Consider the following 13,452-nt stretch of genomic DNA (forward strand, 5'->3'; position numbering starts at 1 on the left):
GGGTAGGACCTTTGTCTGGGCTGGGCTGAGGTCATTATCTTAGGTTGCCCGAAGTGAAACAAAAGCCTCAGTATTGGCAACTATTGATTGCTTATATCGGACGAATCGTGGATCGGATCATAGCTGCACGGGTATTCATCGCCATCAACGAAAGGGGTAGCCTCATCGCCGCAGCCGAGGCGCTGGACATGTCGCGGGCCATGGTCACGCGTTATCTGGCGCAGATGGAGAGCTGGGCCGAAGCGCGACTGCTGCACCGGACCACACGCAAGCTCGGCTTGACTGCGCCCGGACAAGTGACATTGTTGCGTTGTCAGCAACTGATCGAGCTGGCCGACGCGGTGCCGCTGGCGGCCGATACGCACGTCGACGAGCCACGCGGCATGCTGCGCATCGCCTGTTCGCAGTCACTGGCTCTGGCCGTTCTGGCGCCAGCGGTGACGGCTTACCTGCAACGTTATCCCGGTACCTCGGCAGACCTGCTCATCGGCAACGAGGCCGTGGATCTGGTCAGCGAGCGAATCGATCTGGCGATCCGCATCACCAATCAGCTGGACCCCAATGTAGTTGCCCGTCCGCTGGGGCAGTGCGCTTCGGTGGTGTGTGCTTCTCCAGCCTATCTCGCTGTGCACGGCACACCGATCAGGCCACAGGAACTGCCTGCCCACAACTGCCTGACCTATTCGTACTTCGGCAAAAGCCTGTGGGAGTTCACCCATCAGCAACTGCCGCTCAGTGTGCCGGTCGGCGGCAACCTCAGTGCCAACGATTCAGTGGTGCTGCTGGAGGCCGCAGTGGCTGGAGCCGGCATCAGCCTGCAGCCGGTGCATTCGGCGGCACCGCTGATTGCGAGCGGCAAGCTGATCGCCCTGATGCCGGAGTACCAGCCACGGGCTCTGGGGATACACGCCATCTACACCTCAAGGCACCATCAGTCGGCAACGCTGCGCACTTTTCTGGCTTTCTTGACTGAGTGGTTTGAGAGGGAGGGCGCAGAGCCCTGAGACAAGATCACCTACTGCGGACAGGACGCAGAGCGTCCGGAACGGCATGCCCACGCGGAGCATGGGCACGATGAAGGGCATCCAGACACCTATCGTTCCCATGCTCCAGCGTGGGAATGCCCTGGGTAACGCTCCGCGCCACAGATCTGCACTGCGTACGCAGAGCATGGGCACGATAGGGGTGTGCGGATACCTAGCGTTTCTCACGCTCCGCGTATGCATTATCAGGTCTTGAACTTGCGCACCAGACCGTCCAGTTCGCTGGACAGGATCTCCAGACTTCTGGAATCCGCGCGGGCCGAGTCCGAGAGTTCGGCGATCAACTGCGCATCGCCATGGATCTGGCTGATGTGCCGGTTGATGTCTTCGGCCACCTGATGCTGTTCCTCGGCGGCGGTTGCGATCTGGGTGTTCATGTCGCGAATCACATCCACTGACTCGCGGATTTGCCCGAAGCTGCTGCGTGCCTGACCGATCTTGGTCACCGATTGCTGCGAGACGTCGAGGCTGGCATGCATCTGCTGCGCCACCGACGCCGTGCGTTTGGCCAGGTTGCCCAGCAGGTTGTCGATTTCGGCGGTCGAGTCCGACGTACGCTTGGCCAGTGCGCGGACTTCGTCGGCTACGACGGCGAAGCCGCGACCCTGTTCGCCTGCACGTGCTGCCTCGATGGCGGCGTTGAGCGCCAGCAGGTTGGTCTGCTCGGCAATCGAGCGGATGGTGTTGAGAATCGACTGAATGCCTGCGCTGTCCTTTTCCAGTTGTGTCATGTCCTTGGCCGAGCGGGTGAGTTCCTCGCTGAGCTGGTCGACGCTGCGCACCGCATCGTCGATCTGACGCTGACCTTCACGCGCCTGTTGCTGACCGTTGTCGGCCGAGTCGGCGGCCTGGCTGCAGGAGCGGGCGACTTCATTGGAAGTGGCGACCATTTCATGAAACGCCGTGGAGACCATGTCCACTGCTTCGCGCTGCCGGCCAGCGGCTTCGGCCATGTCGTTGGAGACACGTGTCGAGCTGTGTGAGGCTTCGAGAATCTTCCCCGCGGCCTGGCCGATGTGCTGGATCAGGCTGCGAATCGCAGTCAGGAACTTGTTGAACCAGCCTGCCAGTTGCGCGGTTTCATCCTTGCCGCGCACGGCGAGGTTCTGGGTCAGGTCGCCTTCGCCACCGGCAATGCCTTCCAGCCCGCTGGAAACGCTGTGGATCGGGCGCACGATGACGCTGGCGAAACTGGCACCGACGATGGCGAAAACCAGCGCCAGCACGGCAGCGATGATGCCGATCAACCAGGTCAGGCGGGTGGCCGAAGCCATCACTTCGTCCTGTTTGATCAGGCCGATGAAGTTCCAGCCCAGCTGCTCGGATGAGTACACATTGGCCATGTAACGCTCGCTGTTGAGTGTGACCTCGACCAGACCACTGGCAGTTTTGGCCAGCTCGCTGAAGCCGTCGCCCAGCTCACCCAGTTTCTTGAAGTTATGCTCGGGCTGCTTGGGATCGACCAGCACGGTGCCGTTCTTTTCCATCAGCATCAGATAGCCGCTTTCGCCCAGTTTGATCTGCTTGACGATGTTGGTCAGTTGCTTGAGCGATACGTCGATATTGACCACGCCGCCAGGGTTGCCCAGCTTGTTGGGGATCGCCCGGATGGTGCTGACCAGCACAGCGTCGTCGTTGGCCCAGTAATAGGCATCGCTGCGCACGGTCTTGCCGGCATTGGCCATCGCCGTCTTGTACCACGGCCGCACACGCGGGTCGTAGTTGCTCATTTTCGGGTCTTCCGGCGTCATGATGTAGCTGCCGTTGATCAGACCATAAGAGACGTAGGAGTAGGCTGGGTGAGCCTTGGCGATACTGGCGAACAGCTCGGTCGCCTGCCTGTCATTCTCGGACTGCGCGGTAGGCGTCGCACCCATGTAGTTGCGGAAATCATCGCTCGCCCCGGCGATCAGCGGGTGCGCCGCGATGTAATTGACGTTCTGCGTAATACCGTCGAAAAACAGCTGCATGGCATTGTCGACCTGGCGAATTTCTCGCGCGCTGCTGTCCGCGAAATCACTGGTCGCCTTGTCACGCAGGTTTACGATCACGATGGCGGCGACGACTAGTATGGGCAAGCACGCAATGACTGCGAACGCCCACGTCAATTTCTGTTTGATATTCATTTGAGCTCCGGGATGTCCGTTACTGCCGCAAGTGTTGGGCGCTGCATGGATGCAGTCTGCGACCCCAAGCGTTGCGCTGAGGGTCGCTCTTATGGTCTACCAAGAGGTCAACGACTTTTTGCCGGCATTCTTTAACTGGCTTGGCGTTAACAGACACTTACTGTCGCTTATGAGCACGACATGACCTTTACTCACTAGCGCAGTAACTCGTTGCTCATAAATAGCGCCCTCCAAACTCGGTCATGGCATCCAGCATCGCGTCCTTGAAGTAAGCCAGTGAAGCCCGATCAAAGAGAATCTGGAAACAGGGTTCGGTCTGCGCACCGAGGTTGATGACGATCACATTGATGCGCGCCGCCGAGGTCTGCGCCACCGAACCGGCTGCAAAAGCCTCCGGGCGCAGATCCACGCCGCACAGCTTGGCCATTACCTGGGAGATGCACGCGCCACTCAGTTGCAGCCAGGCATGGCTGTCTTCGCGAGGCAGCAGGTAATTGGCGCTGTGGTCCAGCTCCCAGCGAGCTTCTTCATCGGCAATGCGCTGCCCGTTATCAAGCGGGCTGCCCAGCAGCAGGAATTCGGTCTGCGAAAGGCGTGCGACATGGCTGCCGTCCGCCTGCGTGACGGCGCGGTTCGGTGCGTCGGGCAGGTTGAAACCGCGTGCCGTCAGGTATTCAGCGCTTTGCGTACCACGAAATCCCACGCGTGGCCGATCGGTGAGGTCTTGCAGTGTGCACAAGGCGCGCGCGTTGGCGCCGACAGGGCGGTCCTGGATAAGGCTGGTCATGGGTCAGAGCTCCTGGCGCTGGTTTTCAGGGTCGAAGAAGGGCAGTTTCACGACGGTGGCCTGAACCACCACACCGTCTTCGACGCGGATCGGAATCTGCTGGCCGGGAGTGCTCTGGTCGAACGCGGCATAGGCCATGCCGATGATCATGCCCAGAGTCGAGGAGTACTCGCAGGACGTCACGTTGCCACTGATGTCCGGGCCCTTGAGCACCAGATGGCCCTCAAGTGGCAGCGGGCTGGCCTTGGGCAGGGTGAAGCCAACCAGTTTGCGCTTTTGCGGCTGAGCCTCGAGGATGTCCACCGAGCGGCGACCAACAAAGAAAGGCTTGCTCCGGCTGACGGCCCAACCCATATCGATCTCTGCCGGATGGGTCATGCCGTCGGTATCCTGGCTGATGATGACGTGACCTTTTTCCAGACGTAACAGACGTTGCGTCTCGACGCCGAACGGACGCATGTCGAATGCCTTGCCAGCCTCGACAAGCGCATCCCAGAGTCTGAGCGCGTGACGAGCGGGGACGTGGATCTCGTAGCCCAGTTCGCCGACGAAGCCGACCCGCAACAGCCGCGCCTTGATGCCGGCAACAGTGCCCAGGCGCACGCCAAGATAAGGGAAACCTGCGGCAGACAGATCAAGGTCGGTACAGACCTGCTCCAGCACCTTGCGCGAATCCGGACCCGCCAGGTTGACCGCAGCAATGGCCGCCGTGACGTTGGTGATGTCCACGTTCAGACGCCACTGGGCATTCCACTTGAGCATCTGCTGATAAATGCGATCCACACCGCTGGTGGTGGCGGTGACATAGAAATGCTGTTCGGCAAAGCGCGCGCAAACGCCGTCGTCGATGACCACGCCTTGCTCGTTGGTCATCAGCGCATAACGCGAACGCCCGACCGGCTGTTTGAGAAAGGCGAAGGTGTACAGGCGGTTGAGCAGCTCGGCGGCGTCGGGGCCGCGCACGTCCAGGCCACCGAGTGTCGACACGTCGATGATGCCGACCTTGTTACGCACGTGCAGCGCTTCCTGCTGCATGCAGGCATCGCGTTGCGAGGGTTTGCCATAGAACGCCGGACGCTGCCAGATCCCGGCCGGCATCATCTTCGCACCGGCCTGCAGATGACGCTGGTGCATGGGCGTCTGCCGATACGGATCGAAGGCACGGCCTGCAACGTGTGCCAGCTTCTCTGCCTCGAAGGGCGGACGGGCCGTGGTCACGCCGGTTTCACTGATACTGCGCTGGGTCGACGCGGCCACCAGTCGTGCAGTCGGCAGTGCCGAGTGACGGCCTTGTGACGGCCCCATGCCCACCGTGGAATAGCGTTTTACCAACTGGATGTCGCGATAGCCGATGCGCGTGGCATTGACGATATCGCGTACCTGAAGGTCTTCGTCGAAATCGACAAAATCCTTGCCGTCGGGGTGCGGGAAAATCGGCCAGGCGAAGTTGACCTGCGCTTCACTGCGCAGGAGGGCAGGGGCGCCAGCCGATTTCAGGCCCAGTGCCGATACCACGCTGGCGGCGGCAAGGGCCGCATCGGCCAGCACGTTGTCCAGCGCGTGGTAACCGTTGACCGAGCCCGCGATGCCCAGGTTCTGCGGCAGGCCACTGATGGCGAATTCGGCCTGCTGATCGTCATAGGCCAGCTTGCCGCCTGCCTGACACAACAACTGGTAGACCGGCATGTAGCCGCCGGACATGCACAACAGATCGCATTCGACACGCGAACCGCTGTTCGCCACCTGACCCTGGCCGGTGATCTTGCGCAGTTCGGCACCGCTCACATGGCGCATGCCTTTCTCATGCAGTGCTTCATAAACCGTCGTATTCAGGTGGCAGACGATGCCGCGCTTCTCCAGCGCAAGCCGCAGCGACCGGTCCGACGGGCCGCTGCGCATGTCGGCAACTGCGACCACGTCGATGCCTTGATCGTGCAAATCCAGTGCGGCGAGGTAACCGTCATCATTACCGGTCAGCACCACCGCGCGTTTGCCGGGCTTGACGGCGTACAACTTGATCAGACGCTGTACGGCGCTGGTCAGCATGACGCCGGGGAGGTCGTTGTTGCGGAAAATCACCGGCTGATCGAGCGAGCCGCTGCACACCAGACAGTGCGTGGCGCGCACCTTGTACAAACGCTTGCCCTGAATCACCGGCAGGTAGTTGTCGGTGAACCAGGCATTGCAGGTCGCTTGCTTGAGCACCTCGATATTGTCATGCGCTTCTACCGCAGCGACCAGTTCACGCCGCAGCTGTTCGGCACGCAGGCCGTCGACATCGAAGCGTGCATAGGCCAGCGAGCCGCCGAGGATGGGCTGCTGTTCAATCAGCAACACCTTGGCGCCGGCTTTTGCGGCGCTCAGTGCCGCCTGCATGCCGGCAGGTCCCGCGCCGATCACCGCCAGATCCGTGAACAAGTAGGCCTTGTCGTAGTACTCGGGCTGGAACGTCAGGTCCAGCACGCCAAGGCCGGCCTTCTTGCGAATGATCGGTTCCCAGACTTTCCACATGCCCTTGGGCTTGTAGAACGAGCGGTAATAGAAACCCACCGGCATGAACTTCGAGAACTTGCCCAGGTACGCGTCCCGGTCATTGTCCAGCGAGCCGCTGAAGTTCTGCCCGGAGGCCTGCAAGCCGTCCTGCAGGGCAACGGTGTCGGCCATTACGTTGGGCTCGTGAGGCAACTGGATCAGGCTGTTGGCGTCCTGTCCGGCCATGGTCAGCGGGCCGCGCGGACGGTGGTACTTGAACGACCGCGAAAGCAGGAAGCGACCGTTGGCCAGCAGGGCACTGGCGATGCTGTCGCCCTGCAGGCCCTGATAGGTTTTGCCATCGAAGCTGAACGTGAGCGGCTGAGTGCGATCGATCAGCAGGCCCATGGGCGCGGGCAGGCGGGCTGGGGTGGTCATCCTGCGATCTCCTTGGAGGCGAGAGTGGCGAAGTCGATACGTGCGGTAAATAGTTCTCGTGGGTCGAAAGTGCGGATGATCTCGTCGCTGCCGGTGTGGCGCTCGGCCAGGAACCAGTAGCTGGAGGGGGTGTGCATCCACCACTCGCGTACCACGCCCAGCGTGTCCTCACTGTTGAACACGTAATCGGCCCACTCGCTGTCGCTGCAGGTTTGCGGGTCGGGCATGTGTTTGAATTCCCCGCCGTAGGTGAATTCGCTGATGTTGCGCGGCCCGTTGAGCGGGCAGGTCATGATTTTCATGTGTCGCTCTCCGTCAGTGGCTGGCCGCTGTTGCGCCCATTTCGTTGACTTGCTGAAAGGTCGAGAAGCGTTCGAGCGCGAATGGCTTGATCAACTCGGGTACCTTGCCGCCGCTGGCCACCAGTTCAGCCATGGTCTTGCCGCAGATCGGCGTCGCCTTGAAGCCCCAGGTGCCCCAGCCCGCATCCAGGTAGTAATTCCTGACCGGAGAGAGGCCCATGATCGGGCTGTAATCCGGGGTCATGTCGGTGATCCCGGCCCATTGGCGCATCAGTTTGGCGTTGGCCAGAAACGGAAACATCTCGATGGCGTGGGCCAGCAGGCTTTCCTTTAGGTCCAGCGTCGAGCGGCTGTTGAACAACGGGTAGGGATCAGAGCCGCCGCCAAACACCACTTCGCCACGGCTGGTCTGTTGCACATAGCAGTGCAGGGCGGACGAACTCACCAGCGGGTCGAGGAAGGGTTTGAAGGGTTGAGTGACCATCGCCTGCAGGGGGAAGGTCTGAATCGGCGAGCGAATCCCGGCCTTCTTCATCATCTGCGAACTCATGCCTGCCACCGCCTGCACGGCGCATCCGCACTGGATGGTGCCGCGATTGGTCTTCACCGCAGTGAGGGTGCCGTTCTCGATCACCAGTTCCTGCACTTCGGTCAGTTGATGAATCTCCACACCGCGCTTGGCCGCCTGCTTGGCGTAGCCCCAGGCAACCGCGTCATGCCGGGCGGTGCCGCCGTCGATGTGCCACAGGCCTGCCAGAACCGGCAGATGGCCGGGGTCCAGATTGAGGCTAGGCACCAGTTCGCGGATCTGCTGGCGGTCGATCATCTCGGTGCGGCCGCCGAAATGCTTGTTGACCTCGGCGCGCTGGCGAAACGAGCGGACCGTGGCATCGGTATGCGCGAGGGTCAGTTGGCCGCGCTCGGAGTACATGATGTTGAAGTCGAACTCGTTGGACAGGCCCTGAAACATCTTCACCGACTCGGCATAGAACTTCACGCCTTCGCTGGTCAGGTAATTGGAGCGAATCACCGCCGTGTTGCGCGCCGTATTGCCGCCGCCCAGGTAACCTTTTTCCAGCACGGCGATATTGGTGATGCCGTGGTATTTCGACAGGTAGTAAGCGGTGGCCAGACCATGCCCGCCACCGCCGATGATCACCACGTCGTAGGAGGACTTGAGTTCCTTGGGCGCAGGCAGATCTACCTCTACCGGGTACTCCGAGCTGAGCCCGTATTTCAACAGGTTGAAAGGCATACGGCCTCCGATTGGCTGCGTTGCGCGTGGGCCTGCTGCCGGGCAGCAGTCACGGTGTTTTTCATCAGAAAAGCGATGGTCATCGGGCCGACGCCGCCTGGAACCGGGGTGATGGCAGCAGCGACTTCGCTGGCGCTGTCGAAATCCACATCGCCCACCAGGCGGCTACGGCCGTGGTCCTCGATGCGGTTGATACCGACGTCGATCACCACCGCGCCGCGCTTGAGCCAGCTGGCATCGATCAGGCGCGGACGGCCAACCGCCGCCACGACGATGTCGGCCAACTGACACAAGGCCCTGGCGTCGGTACTTCGCGAATGCACCACCGTCACCGAGCAATGCGCTTGCAGCAGCAGGGCGGCCATGGGCTTGCCAACGATGTTGGAACGACCGATCACCACCGCATGCTTGCCGCTCAGATCGCCGCAGGTTTCTTCGAGCAAGTGCAGGCAGCCGCTGGGCGTGCAGGGCGTCAGTACATTGCGTCCCTGACTCAGGCCACCGACGTTCTCACTGTGAAAACCGTCAACGTCCTTGCCCGGATCTATAGCCTGCAGGACGCGGTTTTCTTCTAGGTGAGCGGGCAAGGGCAGTTGCAGGAGAATGCCGTTCACCGTGTTGTCGGCGTTCAATTCGGCAATCAACGCCAGTAAGCGGGCCTGGCTGCTGTCGGCCGGCAGACGGTGTTCCAGCGAGCGAATGCCGGCTTCCTCGGCGCGCAGGATCTTGTTGCGTACGTAGACTTCACTGGCCGCGTCGTTACCGACCAGAATGACCGCCAGTGCCGGTTCGATCCCTTCGGCCTTCAAGTTTTCTACGTCGTGTCTGATCTGCTGCAGAACGCGAGCGGCGGCGGCCTTGCCGTCGATGATGTGTGCACTCATCGGAACACCACCGTTCGATCCGTGTTGAGAAACACGCGGTGCTCCAGGTGGTATTTGACTGCCCGCGAGAGCGCGATGGTTTCGTTATTGCGTCCCGCCGCGACCAGGTCGGCAGGCAGATAGACGTGATCGACGCGCTGCACTTCCTGTTCGATGATCGGACCTTCGTCCAGGTCGCTGGTGACGTAATGCGCGGTGGCACCGATCAGCTTCACGCCGCGCTCGTAAGCCTGATGGTAGGGCTTGGCACCCTTGAAACCCGGCAGAAACGAGTGATGGATATTGATCGCCCGACCCGCCAGTTGCTGGCACAGGTCGTCGGAGAGAATCTGCATGTAGCGCGCCAGCACCACCAGCTCGGTGCCGGTCTCATCGACCACCTTCATCAGCGCGGCTTCCTGCGCAGCCTTGGTCTCTTTGGTCACGGGCAGGTAAATGAAGCGAATACCCTCACGTTCGGCCATCGGCCGCAGGTCCAGGTGATTGGAGACGATGGCGGTGATGGTCATGTCCATTTCGCCCTTGTGGTAGCGGTACAGCAGGTCGGTCAGGCAGTGATCGAACTTGCTGACCATCAGCAGCACACGCATCGGCCGGCGCGTGTCATGCAGCTCCCACTGCATGGCAAAGTCGTTGGCCACAGCGTCGAAGCCGGCTTTCAACTGCTGGATGTCGCCCTCATGACCATCGTTGAAGCGAAACACTGCGCGCATGAAAAAAGTACCGCTGTACTCATCGTCGAACTGGGCCATTTCACCGATGTAGCAGCTGTTGCCAGCCAGGTAGGAAGTCACCGCCGCGACAATGCCGGAGGTCGCCGGGCAGCTGATCTTCAGGATGAAATGGTTCTTCTCGTGTTGCATGGCGTGTCCTCTGAAGGGTGGCGGCAGTTTGGCGCAGGGCGAAAAAGGTCAGATGCAGAGGTGTTTCGTCGATGAATAAAATTCTCTACAGGAATTTAATATTCTTGAAGGCTTTTTTATAGGCGAAAGGAAATCCAGCGTCCAGAGGTTTCTGGAAACTTTGTTTACTAAAGGGAATATGGAGGGGCGAGGCAGCCGGGGGAGCGGAGCTCAGGCTCACGCTCCTGAAGACAGAAAACGCCTGCAGCAGGCGTTTTCCGAAAGCAGGAAGTGGGGTTACTCGTGATGCGTCTCACCGACAAACGTCAGCGAGGTAAACAAGCCGCGTTCGGCGATGTCGGCGTTGTCCTTGACGGGTAGTGTGACCTCGGCCGCGATGACATTCAGCCCCTCATTACGCACGATGACGCTGGCCAGGCCTTGTGCATCGGTTTCGGCGCTGACGACGTCCGGTGCGCTGCGGTAATCGCCGATCAGCTTGATACCGGCGGCAGGTTTGCCGTCGATCAGTACGCGCACCGGCAGTGGTTTGCCTGCGCCGACTTTCAAGGGGTCGGTCTGCGGCACGATCACGAAATTCAGCTTGTTGAATGCTGGCAGATGCGCGCCTTCGGCATAAATGGCCACGCTGTATTTGAAGGTGTGGATGGAGTCGGTGCCGTTGGGCACTTTGCTGCGTCCTTCATTGATCCATTTCTTCTCGGCGTTGCGCGTCCACATGCCGTTATCCAGCGCTACGCTCATTACCGCAGGCGGCTTGAGCGGCACCAGACGCGCGTGGTCCTCAAGGCGTTGTACCGTCACCGGGATCATTTTGCCCTGCAGGTCGTAGGCCCACGCACCGCTGACCTTCTGTGCCTTGAAGGCATTGTCTTCCGCGCCATGACCGTAGACCACTTCGATATTGCCGCGACGCTGTTCGGTCCACAGACCGTGCGCATTGACGTGACTGGCGAACAAAGCGCCGAGCAGGCCCAGGGCCAGGAAAGGTTTGCTTGAAAGCATGATGCGTCCTTGTTGTTGGGAGCGGGGTGTTGTGAATCGGGTGGTCATGGGCGTCAGAGACTGAGGGTCAGGCTGACCGTGAAGTTGCGCGGTTCGCCAGGCGCGACCCAGTAGTTGCTGTAGGAGCGCTCGTAGTATTTTTCATCGAAAATGTTGTTCAGGTTCAGACCCACCGTGACGTTGTCGCTGGCTTTGTAATGCGCCAGCAGGTCTACGGTCTGGTAGGCCGGCAGTTCGAAGTCAGAGCCCGACTGCCCCGAGCGATCGCCGACGTAGGTGTACGCAGCGCCCACGTCCGAGCCGCGCAATGCGCCTTCCTGGAACTCATAGACGCCCAGCAGGCTGCCGCTGTGTTTGGCGACACCGAGGATGCGACTGCCCGTGGGGATGGTCTGGTCGCCCTTGGTCACTTCGGCGTCAATGTAGGCGAAGGCACCGATGACCCGAATGGCTTCGCTGACCTGCCCGGTAAACTGCAGGTCGAAACCCTGGCTGCGAGCCTTGCCCACCGCGCGATTGGTGTCGGTGCCAGGATCAAGGGCGAGAACGTTTTCCTTCTCGATATGAAAGGCGGCGAGGGTCGTGCTCAGGCGATCGTCAAACAATTCACTCTTGATGCCGACCTCGTAGCCGACGCCTTCTTCCGGGTCGAAGGTTTTGCCGGCGGCATCCAGGCCATTGTTGGGCTTGAAAGAGGTGGAGGCGTTGGCGAACAGGCCTACCTGCGGCGTGAGCTGATAAAGCAGTCCGGCGCGCTGAGTGAAAGCGTCCTGGCGCTGCCCTGAGGTGGCGTTGGTGGTGAAATCATCGACCTGCTGATCAAAGTGTTCGTAGCGTGCCCCGATCATGCCGCGCAGTTTGTCGGTAAAGACAATCTGGTCCTGCAGGTTCAGCGCACGGCTTTCGACATGCTCGTAAAAATCAGTACCGGAGCGTGCGCCAGCAGGTTTCGGCTGGCCATAGACCGGGTTGTAGATGTCGATGGCGTAGGGGCTGCCGGCGATGGTCGTGACGCGTTCGTTCTTGCGATAGTTCTCGTACTCAGTGCCGATCAGCACTTCGTGCTCGACCCCCATGCCGTCGAAACGACCGCGTAACTCCAACTGGGTGATGCTGTCATGCCAGTTGTTGTCGCGCTCACGATAACGGCGATTGACAGTGTGCCCGTCGGCGTTCAGCGGGCGCGCCTCGCTGGCAAAACCCGACATCTCCCCCTGTTTGTAATGGCTGGCCAGACGCAGCGACCACACATCGTTGAGCTGGTGGTCCAGCGCGAACTGGACCATGTTGTTGTCGTTATCGATGTCATCGTCCGGCTCGCCGAGGAAGGTCGAGCGGGATACGCCACTCCACTTGTTATTGGGGGCGACCACGCCTCGGTCGAAAGTCGATGTGTGGCGCACAAACTCGGTTTCCACCAGCAGACTGGTGTCAGGGTTCAATTGCCAGCTGAAGGACGGGGCGACAAACACCCGTTTGCTCTCTACATGGTCACGAAAGCTGTTGTTGTCTTCGACAGCCAGATTGACCCGTGACAGCAGATTGCCTTCTTCATCCAGCGGAGTGTTGACGTCCAGCGCGGTGCGATAGCGATCCCAACTGCCTGCGCTGGTCTGCAAGGTGGTAAATGCTTCACGCTGGGGTTTTTTGGTGACGATATTGACCGTGCCGCCCGGATCGCCACGCCCATACAGGCTGGCGGCGGGGCCTTTCAGCACTTCGATACGCTCGATGTTTGCGGCATCCGGCGTGGCAGGGTAGCCGCGGTTGGCGCTGAAGCCGTCCTTGTAGAATTCGGACGTGGTAAAGCCGCGGATGCTGTACTCGTAAAGCGTCAGGCCGCCGAAGTTATTCTGCTTCGATACGCCCCCGGCAAAATCCAGCGCGCGCTCGACATTGTTGCTGCCGAGGTCCTTGAGCACCGAAGCAGGCACCACGCTGATCGACTGCGGAATATCCGCGATGGCGGTATCGGTTTTGGTGGCCGTGGCCGAGCGGGTGGCGCGATAGCCCTGGACCGGGCTGGTCGCCGTTTCGTACTGATAGTCGGAAGTGACGTTGACGCTTTCCAGTTCAATGGTCTGCGGGCTTTCCTCCGCGTAACCCGTATTGCCAAAAACCCCGATTGCCAAGCCTGCCAGAGACGCGATTCTACGAGACGACATGTGAGACTTCCTGATTAGAATAGATACAATATAACATCTCCTTTGAGAATTATTGCTGTTTGTTAAGGGCGATGTAAACGCGGCATCTATCAGCAGGCATCCCGGGTTGATG

10 protein-coding genes and 1 pseudogene are annotated in these 13,452 nt (G+C 60.5%); 1 reads left to right on the forward strand and 10 read right to left on the reverse strand.

Annotated elements, in window-relative coordinates; all coding sequences use genetic code 11:
• The first annotated feature begins 107 nt into the window (after nucleotides 1–107).
• On the forward strand, nucleotides 108–1,004 hold the full coding sequence (locus BLR20_RS02100; protein WP_235809995.1) for a LysR family transcriptional regulator: 897 nt from the start codon (nucleotides 108–110) through the stop codon (nucleotides 1,002–1,004).
• A gap of 224 nt (nucleotides 1,005–1,228) precedes the next feature.
• Here the strand turns inward: BLR20_RS02100 and BLR20_RS28305 are convergent, their stop codons facing one another.
• The 10 genes and pseudogenes from BLR20_RS28305 to BLR20_RS02145 form a co-directional block, all read right to left on the reverse strand.
• Nucleotides 1,229–1,996 (reverse strand): methyl-accepting chemotaxis protein, encoded by a 768-nt coding sequence (locus tag BLR20_RS28305; protein ID WP_390175897.1) that lies wholly within the window; start codon nucleotides 1,994–1,996, stop codon nucleotides 1,229–1,231.
• Between the two features lie 90 nt (nucleotides 1,997–2,086).
• Nucleotides 2,087–3,169 (reverse strand): annotated as a pseudogene (locus tag BLR20_RS28310) (cache domain-containing protein); the annotation flags it as partial.
• A gap of 214 nt (nucleotides 3,170–3,383) precedes the next feature.
• Complete coding sequence (locus BLR20_RS02110; protein ID WP_054992980.1) at nucleotides 3,384–3,956, reverse strand: sarcosine oxidase subunit gamma; 573 nt, start codon at nucleotides 3,954–3,956, stop codon at nucleotides 3,384–3,386.
• Nucleotides 3,957–3,959: 3 nt separating this feature from the next.
• Nucleotides 3,960–6,866 carry a 2Fe-2S iron-sulfur cluster-binding protein gene (locus tag BLR20_RS02115; protein ID WP_054992979.1) on the reverse strand — a complete coding sequence of 969 codons (2,907 nt, stop codon included), beginning with the start codon at nucleotides 6,864–6,866 and terminating at the stop codon, nucleotides 3,960–3,962.
• Nucleotides 6,863–7,168, reverse strand: a complete 306-nt coding sequence (locus BLR20_RS02120) for a sarcosine oxidase subunit delta (protein WP_010436663.1) — start codon at nucleotides 7,166–7,168, stop codon at nucleotides 6,863–6,865. The genes BLR20_RS02115 and BLR20_RS02120 overlap by 4 nt, the downstream gene beginning before the upstream one ends.
• Nucleotides 7,169–7,181: 13 nt before the next feature.
• Entirely contained in the window at nucleotides 7,182–8,423 is a 1,242-nt protein-coding gene (locus BLR20_RS02125; RefSeq protein WP_054992978.1) for an FAD-dependent oxidoreductase, read from the reverse strand.
• Entirely contained in the window at nucleotides 8,405–9,307 is a 903-nt protein-coding gene (folD, locus tag BLR20_RS02130) for a bifunctional methylenetetrahydrofolate dehydrogenase/methenyltetrahydrofolate cyclohydrolase FolD (protein ID WP_054992977.1), read from the reverse strand. Before folD ends, BLR20_RS02125 begins: the two co-directional genes overlap by 19 nt.
• Nucleotides 9,304–10,170 carry a formyltetrahydrofolate deformylase gene (purU, locus tag BLR20_RS02135; RefSeq protein WP_010436655.1) on the reverse strand — a complete coding sequence of 289 codons (867 nt, stop codon included), beginning with the start codon at nucleotides 10,168–10,170 and terminating at the stop codon, nucleotides 9,304–9,306. The genes folD and purU overlap by 4 nt, the downstream gene beginning before the upstream one ends.
• 276 nt (nucleotides 10,171–10,446) lie before the next feature.
• The gene (locus tag BLR20_RS02140; protein WP_054992976.1) at nucleotides 10,447–11,175 is read right to left on the reverse strand and encodes a DUF4198 domain-containing protein; all 729 of its coding nucleotides are present in this window, start codon (nucleotides 11,173–11,175) and stop codon (nucleotides 10,447–10,449) included.
• Nucleotides 11,176–11,228: 53 nt separating this feature from the next.
• Nucleotides 11,229–13,340 carry a TonB-dependent siderophore receptor gene (locus tag BLR20_RS02145; RefSeq protein WP_054992975.1) on the reverse strand — a complete coding sequence of 704 codons (2,112 nt, stop codon included), beginning with the start codon at nucleotides 13,338–13,340 and terminating at the stop codon, nucleotides 11,229–11,231.
• Nucleotides 13,341–13,452: the final 112 nt, after the last annotated feature.

Source organism: Pseudomonas congelans (assembly GCF_900103225.1).
Lineage (GTDB): Bacteria > Pseudomonadota > Gammaproteobacteria > Pseudomonadales > Pseudomonadaceae > Aquipseudomonas > Aquipseudomonas congelans.

Excerpts from the sequence above, each read along its gene's own strand:
- BLR20_RS28305 (WP_390175897.1), bottom strand. The coding sequence starts at position 1,996 with ATGGCCGAAGCCGCTGGCCGGCAGCGCGAAGCAGTGGACATGGTCTCC.
- BLR20_RS02110 (WP_054992980.1), bottom strand. The coding sequence starts at position 3,956 with ATGACCAGCCTTATCCAGGACCGCCCTGTCGGCGCCAACGCGCGCGCC.
- BLR20_RS02115 (WP_054992979.1), bottom strand. The coding sequence starts at position 6,866 with ATGACCACCCCAGCCCGCCTGCCCGCGCCCATGGGCCTGCTGATCGAT.
- BLR20_RS02120 (WP_010436663.1), bottom strand. The coding sequence starts at position 7,168 with ATGAAAATCATGACCTGCCCGCTCAACGGGCCGCGCAACATCAGCGAA.
- BLR20_RS02125 (WP_054992978.1), bottom strand. The coding sequence starts at position 8,423 with ATGCCTTTCAACCTGTTGAAATACGGGCTCAGCTCGGAGTACCCGGTA.
- folD (WP_054992977.1), bottom strand. The coding sequence starts at position 9,307 with ATGAGTGCACACATCATCGACGGCAAGGCCGCCGCCGCTCGCGTTCTG.
- purU (WP_010436655.1), bottom strand. The coding sequence starts at position 10,170 with ATGCAACACGAGAAGAACCATTTCATCCTGAAGATCAGCTGCCCGGCG.
- BLR20_RS02140 (WP_054992976.1), bottom strand. The coding sequence starts at position 11,175 with ATGCTTTCAAGCAAACCTTTCCTGGCCCTGGGCCTGCTCGGCGCTTTG.
- BLR20_RS02145 (WP_054992975.1), bottom strand. The coding sequence starts at position 13,340 with ATGTCGTCTCGTAGAATCGCGTCTCTGGCAGGCTTGGCAATCGGGGTT.